Here is an 11,307-nt window from a genome sequence, read left to right as displayed (position 1 = left end):
TGTTCTACCTGGCAGGGGGCTTCCGCCCCTGCGGTTCTTAGTTGTGCCAGTGATTGGATTTCCTGATTCCGGTCAGCGCGAGCAAAATGGGGGAGTGTCGCAAGAGGGGTTAGTTCAAGGCCGCCCCGAAGGCGTCTTCCAGTTGGGGCGCAGTGTAGGGCTTCCGCAGGAAAAGGCCGCCAACGACGAACCTGCTGCTCATTTCCGCCGTCAGAGGGCTGCCGGATGTGTAGAGCACCTTCAGCATGGGGCGATACCTGACCGCGTGATCAGCGACTTCGTAGCCGCCGTCCTTCCGGGTGCGCAGGCGAATGTCCACAAAGAGCGTGTCTATGTGACCGGAGGCCGAGAGATGGCCCAGCGCCTCGTCCACATCGCCAGCGCACAGTATGTCATGGCCCAGGTCCCGGATGGTCCATTCTGCGTATTGCCGGATGAAGACCTCGTCCTCGACAATGAGTATCATGGCCATCAGGCCGCCGGGTCTGTTGCGAAGTGCATGGCGTGGGGCCCCCTGAATGTCGGTTGAACTGTTTCCGACTTACAGGTGTGAACGACGCAGCGACCCGATGGTTCCCGCAGACTGCAAATATCCCTGCAGCGGCGCCGGGCGATCCCCCTCCCTAGAAGAACACCTTGCGCAGGCTTACCCGGAAGGTGCGGCCAGTGGGGTCCAGATAGGCGGCCTGGTAGCCGACCGGGGTTGCGCCCGAAGCGTCGCGGACCTCCTGATGGGCGTCGAACAGGTTGCTGACCGACAGGGAGACCCGGCTGGCCCTCAGCCAGGGATGGGCCTTGACCAGCTTGGGCTGCTGGCCGAGGTCGGCGAACAGGTTGAGGTTCACTTTTGCCAGGTCCGAGAAGCGCAGGTCTCCGGCCGGGGTGGTCCCCTTGACCGTGGTGGCGCTGGTCCAGTCGGCGTTGAGGCGGGCGCCCATGCCGTTCTTGAAAAGGCCGGCCTGAACCTCAACCAGGTGCCGGGCCTGACCGCCGGAATTGCCGGAGGCCGCGCCGTTCAGCTGGTCCAGCACCGGTCCGCCCACCCGGGTCAGGATCCGGTCCTGCAGGACGATGGTGTCATAGATGGCGAACTGCATGCGTCCGCCCATGGGAGGGCCGCCAAAGCCGCCACCGGGCCGGAAGCCGCCGGGCGGTCCGCCGGCAGGACGGGCGCCCCCTGCGCCGGGAGCGCCTCCAGGCGGCCGCGGGAAGGCGCCGGGCGCAGGCTGCGGACCCACGGGCATGGAATAGTTCAGGCCCAGCTTCACCTCACGCCGATCCTCCTGGGCGAAGTTCACCGGCCGGTTGTCGATGGAGATCAGATCCCCTGCGGCATTGCGCACGAACCGGCCAGGGAAGGCGGCCTCCACCTGGGCCGTGGCGGCGGGCAGGGAGCCGGTGATGTCGAAGTTCCTCGAGGCCGCATAATTGGCCGACAGGGTCAGGTCCTTCTCGGCCAGGGGCCGATAGGTCAGACCGACCTTCAGGGTCTTGCGGTCATCGGCCTTCAAGGCCGCATTGCCGCCATCCAGCCGGGTGATGTCGACGGTCCTGCCCGTGGCGTAGTCAAAGACCCGGACCCCGGGCGTCGCCACCAGGGGATCGCCGATCTGCTGCAGGCTGGGGGCGCCATGGTCCTGGTTCTGCGAGACGATCAGATTGACCCCGGTCATGGGGTTCCAGTTGGCGCCATAGCCGATGGAGGTCAGGCTTCCGAAGCCGCTGATCGGCGTCACATTGCCATTGAGGTTGAGGGACAGGGCGCCAATGCCCTGAATGCCGCCGCCAGTGCTGGCTATGGGGATGTCGATATTGCCCTGGACCAGCTGGGCGCTGCGGCTGAAGTCGTTGCTGAGGCGGGTTCCGGACCGGACCGAGAGGGTGCTCAGCCGGGTTTCGGTGTCTCCCAGATTGACGCTCACCCGCACGTCGCCGGCCGGCACATGGAAGAGGGGGCCTGACGCCTGGATCTGGACATTGGCGGTGTCGGTCTGCGAACGGGCGGTATTGTCGGCCCGGTTGATGAGCAGGCCACCGATCAGGGCGCCCTTGGGATCCACCGTCGCGCTCAGACTGTTCAGGGCCGCCTGGATGGCCGTTGGGTCTAGGCCGGCGTCGCTTTCCGTGCGGCTCTCGGCATGGTCCAGGGCTGCCGTCGCTGACAGTCGCCACTTGCCCTGATCCTTGTTCACCACCCCGCCCAGGTGGCCGCTCCAGCCCTGGTTGGACTGGATCAATGGGCCGTTGTTTTCCACATAGCGCAGGACGGGCAGGGGGCTCGTGGCGCTGTTGAACGGACTGAAGGCCGGGACCGACAGGCTGACCAGTGGCAGGCCCAGGCGGGACTCCCGGCTGCTGGTCTCGAGGGTTCCGTTGAATGTGGTGGCCAGGCCGCCGAGACTGGCGCGGCTGTAGACGGCGTTGAGGCTGGCCGAGCGGGTCTGGGGCGTGAGGCTGCGGTTGCGCTGGAGGGCCTCAAGACCGGAAAGTCCGATGGTGGTGACCGGGGTGGCCGAAACCACGTCGCGCTCGTCCTCGGTGAGGCCGGAACTGGCCGAGGCCTTGAGGTTCAGGTTCAGGCGGTTCTCGCCCATGATCTTCAGATAGCCCAGATCGGCCGACCCGTTGGCGGCGCCGCCCGTTGTGGCGCCACCCCCCTGGACCTCGAGGATCTTGGCCCGGAAGCGGGGCCGCAGGACGAAGTTGATCACCCTCTGGTCGGCGGGATAGCCGAATTTCAGAGCCGCTTCTGACGGCAGGATATCGACCCTGAGGATGGCTTCGGCCGGCAGGTCGCGGATCTCGTTGAAGCCCGACACCCGGCGACCACCCACCAGCACGACGGGCATGCCGCCGCGACGTCCGCCGCTGCTGCGAAGCTGGGGCGCCAGCTCAGCCAGCAGGCTGGCGGCCGAGGTCACCCCCATGGCGCGGATTTCGGCTGGCGAGATCTGCACCTCGGCCTTCACGTCGCCCACCACGGCGCCCGGAAGGGCCCGGGCGCCAGTAACCACCAGTTCGGAAACCTCCGCCGGATCGTTGTCTGTCGCGGCAGGCCTGGGCATGGACTGGGCCAGGGCTGCAGGCGCCCACAGGCCACAAAGGGTTATCGCCGCGCCGCACAGGGCGCGCTGCCGTGTCGAAATCATTCTCAAATCCCATGAGCGCGCCACCCGGAGGCCGGGGAGGAACCGGCGGCGCGAAGAGTCAGTCTTGTCTGGCCCTATATGGGGACGGTTTTAAGTCACGGTTATTTCCGGGCGGACATGTTGGGCGAGACGGTGGTTTCCTGGACCGGGAAACCAGGGCGCTCAGCCCGCCTTCCGCCTAATGGGCGGTCTGGCGAATGAGTGTCGTGTCATAGCCAAGGGCCTGGACCCGGGCCTGCAAGGCTTCACGGGTGGCGGTGTCCGGGTTCGCCTGACGGGTCAGAATCCACAGGTAGCGACCGGACGGTTCCCCGACGATCGACCAGCTGTAATCGTCGGCATGGTCAAGCACCCAGTAGTCTCCGGCGAAGGGCCCGAAGAACGAGACCTTCAGCTTCGCCGATTGGGTTCCGGCGACCACGCTGGCCCGCCCTTTTGCGACCTGCAGAGGCCCGCCGACCGCTCCCTTGTGGCAGCTGTTCAGGACTTCGATCGCACCGTCCGGCAGGGCGCGGTAGGCGGCTGTCGCCGCTTCGCAATTGCGTTCGAACCGGTTCTCATAGCGCGCCAGTTCGTACCAGAGCCCGACATAACGGGTCAGGTCGACGGCCTTTGCGGGGGCCGGCACCGACCTGTTGCCCACCGGCCCGGCGGTCAGGGACGAGCAGGCGGCGAGTCCCACGGCGGCGAGGGCGATCAGGGTCAGGGAGGCGGACGCGCGAGGAGTGTTCATGTGGATACAACGGCAGGAAGCCGACCTTGGTTCCTTGCGCCATGTCAGGGGACACTGAGAGTCGCAGGGGCCCCGTCGCACCCTATTCCGCCCCTGCGATCAAAGGTGTGGGGCTAGCGGCGTCGGCCGATGATCTGGGAAGTTTCTCAGAAGCGAGGTGACTAAGTTCAGCCATCTCTAGCGACGCCTGCATGCCTGGCGCAATTTGACTTGTTGGCCTAACGCTTCGCCCACTGTTGCGCGAAAGCATTCAGCGGCGCGAAGGCTTGCATAAACTCTGCTCCCAAGGCGGTGAGGCTATAGCCTTCGCCAGGCTGATGGTCGACCAGTCCGGCTTCCCGCAATTCATTGATACGGGTCTGCAGCACAGTCGGAGATACGTCATCGCACGCGGCCCTCAGCTCGCGGGAGGTCAGCGCTCCGTCTCTCAATTCCCAGATCACCCGAAGCGACCAGCGTCTGCCCAGCAGATCCAACAAGGCCATGATCGGTCGACCAGATTGGGAGCCGCGGACCTTAGTTCCTGGAACCACGCTAAATAATCCTTGATTTGCTACGAAAATAGTAGCATCAGTACGCTACTGAATTCATAGCAATGGATTGGACCCATGCCAAGGCTGGCGCCGCTCGAACCGCCCTATAGCCCTGAGCTTCAGGCGAACTTCGATCAGATCATGTCAAAAGGCGTCCCGCCGCTGGTGTTGTTCCGGACGGTGGGCAGGAGCGCGCGGGCATGGCGAAAATTCCGAGAGGGGTCACTGCTGGATGGCCGGCTCATAAGCTTGCGCGAGCGGGAAATCCTTATCGACCGGACCTGTGCCTTGGCAGGATGCGAATACGAATGGGGCGTCCACATCGCCGCCTTCGCGAAGGCTGCAGGCCTGACGCCCAATGAGATTGCAGCCACGTGCACATCGGATGGAGCTTGCGAAACCTGGAGCGAAGCGGAAGGGGCGCTGATCGCCACCGCCAACGCCTTGCACGCCAACGCCCGACTTTCGGACGCTGAGTTTGCCGCTCTGCGCGCCTGGTATGACGAGGCGCAGGTTTTAGAGATCATCATGCTGTGCGGATTTTACCGAACGGTCGCCTACCTCGCCAACGGGTTGGACCTGCCCCTCGAACCGACAGCCGCACGCTTTGAAGTGGTGGTTGGTTAGGACGCCAACCTGGTCATTTGCGTGAGTTTAAGCGCGCCGTCAGTCCCAGTGAACTTCCCTGCGTCGAAGCCAGAATAAGAAGCGCTGTTGCGCCCGCCACGGCCAACGAAAGCGCCCTAGCTACCAGACTGTTTGGGTTGTGGTGGGCTTCCGCAAATTCGAGGTGATCGTTCTCTTCCCTCTGTATGTCTCGGATTAAGTCCGCCAACCCTTCATCGTAAACGGCTAGGAACGCTACCTGCTCCTGCAGGTGGCGATGCACGACGCGCTCTACGGACGCCGTGCAGATCATCACCCCAAAGGGGCCGAGAAGCGCCATTGTTCGACCTAGGGCGCCGCCGCCGATGCCCCAAATGGCCAAGGCGCCGCAAGGAGTCACCGATCGTTCCTTCATTGCGGCTGTGAATGCGTCTCGGTGTCGTATTTCATGGCTGAGCGTCTCATTGAGCCAACCGGTGAGTTCGGCGCTCCGGGTCCCCAACTGAGCAATCTGCGCGCGATAGATCGCGATGGCCCCATGCTCGCCCGCATGGTTCACCCTTAGAATTTGCGCTGTCAGGTGCGCCCGTGAGGTTTCTCCCGGCGCCTTCACCCCAGCTTAAGGCCGTTCTTAACCGGCTTGTCCGGTACAGCGAGGATGATCTCGCCACTGTCGTTGTAGAACCCCGTGACCAGGATTTCAGACATGATGGGCCCGATCTGTTTGGGCGGGAAATTGGTGACGCAGATGACCTGTTTGCCGACCAGCTCTTCCTTTGAATAAAGGTGGGTGATCTGGGCGCTGGACTTCTTGATGACCCCGCCGCCGATATCGACCATCAGCCTGTAGGCCGGACGGCGCGCCTCGGGGAAATCCTCAGCCTGGACAATGGTCCCGGTGACGAGTGCGACCTTCTCGAAATCTTCCCAGCTGATGGTCATAGGCCGAACCGTCCGTACTCTTGAACTCAGGATTTTCCATGGGGTGTCACGGGAGATGGGACCGGCGTTCCATCACCTTGTCAAATCCCCGATCAGCCCGTCATGTCCAGCACCAGGGCGGGCCATGTGAAGCCGCCTTCGGCCCCGGCGCCGAAGCCTTCGCCGCTGATCGCGCTGTAGAATTCCCGGAACCCGGACGTGGAGATCAGGCCGGCCATCTGGGCCGCTGCATGCCGGGCGTCTGCTGGTCGGTCATTGCGCGACAGGACGAGATAGCCCCAGTACTGGGTCGCCCCCCAGACCACATCGCCGCGCCAGAGCAGGGCCTTGGGATCGATCACCTTGCCGTCCAGGGGATTGAAGGCCAGGCCCCGGGGTCCCCAGAATTTCGAGGTTCCCGGCTGCAGGTGAGCCTCGATGATGCGCTGGGCATGGCCCGAGGCGCGCATGTGGCGGCTGGCCCCGGCGATGATCCCGCCCAGGGTCGCGACCTCCAGCTGCCGGCCGCCCACATGGTCATAGCCCACGAAGAGGTTCAGCTGCGGCGACCAGAGGTCGCGCACCATGGCCTGGGCCAGGGTCCCGGCCCTGGCGTCCAGCGCCTTGGCCTTGTCGGCATTGCCGGCCTTGCCCCAGGCCAGGGCCAGTTCCTCCAGGGCCAGCAGATGCCAGCCGCAGAAGATAGGGTCGCTGACGATGAAGCTGTGGCCGGTCTCCCGCGCCTTGTGCAGGTCATAGCCGGCGGCGGTGACATGCTGGCTCAGGGCCTTGTGGGCGTTCAGCAGGCTGCGGCGGCTTGAGGTATCGACCAGGGCGTCGAACAGGGGCGATACGTCGGCGCCGGACTCCAGGGGATGAAGCAGGACGGGCGCGCCGCCCGGGGTCAGCAGGCGGTGGCGGTCTATCGCTTCGAGACTGCGGGGCGCCAGGGCCAGCAATTCAGTGTCTGGCGCCGCGTCCTCCAGATAGAGCCGGGCTGCGGCATAGGCGCCCACGGGAGGGTCGATCAGCCAGCTGCGACCGTCAGGCCGGTAGATGGGTCCCAGCCAGTCGGTGACCAGGGCGGTGCGCGCCTCTGATCCCGGCAGTGGCCGTTCGTGGGCCAGCAGGCCATCCTCGCAGGTATTGGCGCGGAACAGGGCGCCGAGTTCCCGCCGGGCCAGGGCCGGGTCAAGGTGGCGGAGGGCAAGGGCGTGATAGCCGCTGTCCCAGGAAAACAGGCAGCTGTACTCCCGCGCCGCCGGCACATGGAACCGCTCGCCAAACGCCTCGACCTCATGCACAGCGAACATGTCGCGGCAGGCCTGTTTGAGCCTGCCGCCATTGCTGGCGTCGCGATCAGGGTCTGCTGAGCCGGTCAACTTGACCCCCTAGACGATCTTCGAGCCTTCCTTGCCCCAGTAGGCGTCGCGGATCAGGCGCTTGTAGAGCTTGCCCGTCGGGTGGCGGGGGAGTTCGGCCATGAAGTCGATGACGCGGGGCGACTTCACATGGCTGAGATTGGCGCGGCAGAAGGCCATGAGTTCGGCCTTCAAGTCTTCGCCCGCATCGGCCCAGTTCATGGGCTGGATGACCGCGATCACCTGCTCGCCCATTTCCTCGTGCGGGCCGCCGACCACGGCGGCGTCGGCCACCTTGGGGTGGGTGATGAGCAGATTTTCCAGTTCCTGCGGATAGATGTTCACCCCGCCGGAAATGATCATGAAGCTCTTGCGGTCAGTGAGGTAGAGAAAGCCCTCTTCGTCCACCCAGCCCACATCGCCCAGGGTGGTCCAGCCGTGGCGGTTGGTGTTCTCGGCCACCTTGTCGGGGGCGTTGTGATAGACAAGCGGGGCGCCGCCGGAGAAGTAGACCGTGCCCTCGGTGCGCGGCGGCAGGGCCTCGCCGTCCTCGCCACAGATCCGGACTTCGCAATTGATCGCCCGGCCCACCGAGCCCTTGTGGGTCAGCCAGTCATTGGGGCCGATATAGCAGAAGCCGTTACCCTCGCTGCCGGCATAGTATTCCTGGATCACCGGGCCCCACCATTGGATCATCTGTTCCTTGATCGGGATGGGGCAGGGGGCGGCGGCGTGGACGGCGCTGCGCATGGACGAGACGTCGTATTTGGCGCGAATGGCCGGATCGAGTTTGAGCATGCGCACGAAGTGGGTGGGCACGAACTGTCCCACATCGATCCTGTGGTCCTGGATCAGTTGCAAGGCCGTCTCCGGATCGAACTTTTCCATGACCACGACGGTGCCGCCCAGCCGATGGACGCTCATGCACCAGCGCAGGGGGGCGGCGTGATAAAGCGGGGCCGGCGAGAGATAGACGCTGTCTTCCTTGAACCCGAACAGGCCCTGGGCCATCTGGGCCAGGCCGTTTGGCGCATCAATCGGAGTTCCGGCCAGGGGGTGTTTGATGCCCTTGGGACGGCCGGTGGTGCCCGACGAATAGAGCATGTCCGTACCGGCGGTCTCGTCGGCGACGGGGGTGGCGGGCATTGCGTCCCGGGCGGCCTCGAAACTTTCGAAAGGCGCCCTGGCCTCGCCGACCATGTAGAGCTTCACATTGGGCACGAGTTTGGGCAGTTCATCGGCCACTGGCCCGACGCCCGGCGAGGTGATCAGGACCTTCGCCTCACAGTCGGTCATGATGTACTCGATCTCGCCGGCGCTGAGCTTGGACGAGATGCAGGTGAAATACAGGCCCGACCTCTGGGCCGCCCAGGCGATCTCGAAATAGCGGGCGTTGTTGTCCATCATCAGGGCGATGACGTCGCCGACCTTGAGCCCCAGGGACCGGAAAAGCTGGGCGCCCTGGTTGGAGCGGTCATTCAGCTGGGCGTAGGTGACCGTCTCGCCGGATCCGGCCATGAAATAGGCGGCGCGGTCGGGGTGATTGAGGGCGTGTGTGGCCGGATGCATGGCTGTTCCTGACTGTGCGGCGCCCGCCTGGACGAGGCCGTTCCCTAAGAATTTATCGTTGTGATTTTCATATGCGGTGCTTGACGGACCGTCCGTCAAGCAGGCCCTGTGCAAGAAAATCACTTCGTGCAGGGAGACACGCCATGACCGCCCCCACCTTCGAGACCATCAAGCTGGACATTGCCGACGGCGTCGCCGTCCTGACCCTGAACCGGCCCGACAAGCTGAACGCCTTCAATACCCAGATGATGCTGGACATGATCGCGGCCTTCGATTTCACCGACGCCGACGATGATGTCCGGTGCGTGATCGTGACCGGCGCCGGGCGTGGCTTCTGCGCCGGGGCGGACCTGTCCGCCGGTGGCCAGACCTTTGACTATGACGCCCGGGGCGGCGCCGACAGGGCTGCCCGCACCAAGGAAGGCGTCCAGCGGGACGGCGGCGGCCTGCTGACCCTGCGCATCTATGAGAGCAAGAAGCCGGTGATTGCCGCCGTGAACGGTCCGGCCGTCGGCGTGGGCGTGACCATGCAGCTGGCCATGGATATCCGGCTGGCCTCCACCGAAGCCCGGTTCGGCCTGGTCTTCGCCCGTCGGGGCCTGAACCCCGAAGCGGCTTCGTCCTATTTCCTGCCCAAGCTGGTGGGCGTCCAGACGGCCCTTGAGTGGTGCTATACCGGTCGCGTCTTCCCGGCCCAGGAAGCCTTCGACAAGGGCCTGGTCCGCTCGCTCCATGCGCCAGAGGACCTGCTGCCCGCCGCCATGACCCTGGCCCGGGAGATTGCCGACAACACCGCTCCGGTCTCCATCGCCCTGACCCGCCAGCTGATCTGGCGCATGGCCGGCGCCAGCCATCCCATCGAGGCCCACATGGCCGACAGCCGCGGCATCCAGGCCCGGGGCAAGATGGCCGACGCCAAGGAAGGGGTCATGTCCTTCCTCGAGAAGCGGCCGGCGGTCTATCCGGACAAGGTCTCCACCGACCTGCCCGACATCTGGGATCACTGGAAGGCGCCTGAATTCCGCTAGAGGCGTTCCCACAGGGGACCAGGCAGGCAAGTTAAGCCACACCGCACAAGGTTCGTTAACTGCGTTGTGGTTCTTTCGGGAGTCATGAGCCAAGCCTCCCTGAACGAAGCCCTCGAGCGAGAAATGCCGCAGCCCGCGGCGTTCAAGTCGCGTGTGGCCTTGCTCAAGCGTCTGGCCGACGTGGTCAGCCTGCCGGGTTCGCGGGTCAACGCCTTCGAGCGGTCGGTGACGGCCGACCTGCTGGTGGACATGCTGCGGGAAGCCCAGCCGGACGAACGTCGTCGGGTGGCGCGGCGCCTGTCGGGACTGACGGAGATTCCGGCCAGTCTGGTTCGTGTCCTGCTGCGCGACCAGCTGGATGTGGCCGAAGTGCTTCTGGTCGACTGCGCCTCCCTGTGCGACTCCGATCTGATCGACTGCGCCCGCAATACCGACGCCGAGCACAGACGACTGATCGCCCTGCGTCGGGGGGTCAGCGAAGTTCTTGCCGATGTCCTGGTGGAATTCGAGGAGTCCGTCGTCATCGAGGGCCTGCTGCGCAATGACCTGGCGCGGCTGTCGAGTTCTGCGGTCGAGACCATTGTCGGCGTCACCCGGGGCGAGGGAAATCTGGCCGACGCCCTGCTGCGTCGCCCTGAACTGCGGCCCTCCCACGCCTATGTGCTGTTCTGGTGGGCCAGCCGGGATGTCCGCCGGACGATCCTCCAGCGCTTCGCTGTGTCCCGGGAGGTCCTCCAGGAGGCCGCCGGCGACGTCTTCCCCATCGCTGCGGCCGAGGGCTGGCAGGATCCCCTGACCCGCAAGGCCCTGCAATTCATCGAGCGTCGCCAGCGGAACCGGGCGGCCATCGAGAAGAGTCCCTATGACAGCCTGGAGGCGGCTGTCACCGAGGCCCAGTATGGCCTGACCCGGGAAGTCGCCGAAGAGATTTCATACCTGTCGGGCCTGAAGCCCATGACGGGCGCCAAGATCTTCACCGATCCCGGCGGAGAACCCCTGGCCATACTCTGCAAGTCGACGGGTCTGCCCAAGGCCGCCCTGCGCGCGCTCTGGCGGGGACTGCGCAGGCCCGAAACGGCGCCCGACGGCAGTCCCGACCCGCAGTTCGCCTATGTGCAGACCGTCTATGACATGATCGCCGTCGACCGGGCGCAGACCGTCCTGAAGTATTGGAACTGGTCATTGTCTTCAGCCCTGACGCCGGCCCTGATCCGCGCCATCCGGGATGGTGAAGACTTCGAGTCAGATGAATACTCAGTGGCGCAGAAGTCGGCCCTTCTGGCCCTGCGCCACGAATTCGGCCAGTCAAGCTAGGCTCCGGGACCCCAATCGAGGCGTTCAGGCGGGGGGAGCAATGCAATCCCTGCAACTTCTGGCATACGGTATTTTCACGCACACTTCCCGAGG

11 protein-coding genes are annotated in these 11,307 nt (G+C 65.0%); 3 read left to right on the top strand and 8 right to left on the bottom strand.

From position 1 onward, the window contains the following. Positions 1-109 precede the first annotated feature (109 nt). The 4 genes from CFE28_13950 to CFE28_13935 form a co-directional block, all read right to left on the bottom strand. Positions 110-472, bottom strand: coding sequence for a response regulator (locus CFE28_13950; GenBank protein OYU70998.1), 363 nt, complete (start codon positions 470-472; stop codon positions 110-112). A 151-nt stretch (positions 473-623) separates the two neighbouring features. After that, positions 624-3,149, bottom strand: a complete 2,526-nt coding sequence (locus tag CFE28_13945) for a TonB-dependent receptor (GenBank protein OYU70997.1) — start codon at positions 3,147-3,149, stop codon at positions 624-626. 178 nt (positions 3,150-3,327) lie between these two features. Beyond that, positions 3,328-3,882, bottom strand: coding sequence for a lipocalin (locus tag CFE28_13940; GenBank protein ID OYU70996.1), 555 nt, complete (start codon positions 3,880-3,882; stop codon positions 3,328-3,330). 218 nt (positions 3,883-4,100) lie between these two features. Continuing rightward, complete coding sequence (locus CFE28_13935; GenBank protein OYU70995.1) at positions 4,101-4,367, bottom strand: transcriptional regulator; 267 nt, start codon at positions 4,365-4,367, stop codon at positions 4,101-4,103. A 123-nt stretch (positions 4,368-4,490) separates the two neighbouring features. Here CFE28_13935 and CFE28_13930 point away from each other — a divergent pair, with 123 nt between their 5' ends. Then, positions 4,491-5,042, top strand: a complete 552-nt coding sequence (locus CFE28_13930; protein OYU70994.1) for a carboxymuconolactone decarboxylase — start codon at positions 4,491-4,493, stop codon at positions 5,040-5,042. A 13-nt stretch (positions 5,043-5,055) separates the two neighbouring features. Here the strand turns inward: CFE28_13930 and CFE28_13925 are convergent, their stop codons facing one another. From CFE28_13925 to CFE28_13910, 4 genes are all read right to left on the bottom strand, one after another. Further along, on the bottom strand, positions 5,056-5,634 hold the full coding sequence (locus CFE28_13925; protein ID OYU70993.1) for a demethoxyubiquinone hydroxylase family protein: 579 nt from the start codon (positions 5,632-5,634) through the stop codon (positions 5,056-5,058). Continuing rightward, on the bottom strand, positions 5,631-5,963 hold the full coding sequence (locus CFE28_13920) for a tRNA-binding protein (protein OYU70992.1): 333 nt from the start codon (positions 5,961-5,963) through the stop codon (positions 5,631-5,633). Before CFE28_13920 ends, CFE28_13925 begins: the two co-directional genes overlap by 4 nt. A 92-nt stretch (positions 5,964-6,055) precedes the next feature. After that, positions 6,056-7,324: a hypothetical protein gene (locus CFE28_13915; GenBank protein ID OYU70991.1), complete on the bottom strand. Its 1,269-nt coding sequence runs from the start codon at positions 7,322-7,324 to the stop codon at positions 6,056-6,058. 9 nt (positions 7,325-7,333) lie between these two features. Next, positions 7,334-8,872 carry an acyl-CoA synthetase gene (locus CFE28_13910; protein OYU70990.1) on the bottom strand — a complete coding sequence of 513 codons (1,539 nt, stop codon included), beginning with the start codon at positions 8,870-8,872 and terminating at the stop codon, positions 7,334-7,336. Positions 8,873-9,015: 143 nt separating this feature from the next. Between CFE28_13910 and CFE28_13905 the strand changes: the two genes are divergently transcribed. Together CFE28_13905 and CFE28_13900 are read left to right on the top strand one after the other, a co-directional pair. Next, a complete protein-coding gene (locus CFE28_13905; protein OYU70989.1) occupies positions 9,016-9,900 on the top strand; it encodes an enoyl-CoA hydratase in 885 nt (294 codons plus the stop codon). 84 nt (positions 9,901-9,984) lie between these two features. Next, on the top strand, positions 9,985-11,214 hold the full coding sequence (locus tag CFE28_13900; protein ID OYU70988.1) for a hypothetical protein: 1,230 nt from the start codon (positions 9,985-9,987) through the stop codon (positions 11,212-11,214). The last annotated feature ends 93 nt before the right edge of the window (positions 11,215-11,307 follow it).

The sequence above is a fragment of the Alphaproteobacteria bacterium PA2 genome (assembly GCA_002256425.1).
GTDB lineage: Bacteria > Pseudomonadota > Alphaproteobacteria > Caulobacterales > Caulobacteraceae > Phenylobacterium.
This window is presented reverse-complemented; position numbering and strand designations above follow the sequence as displayed.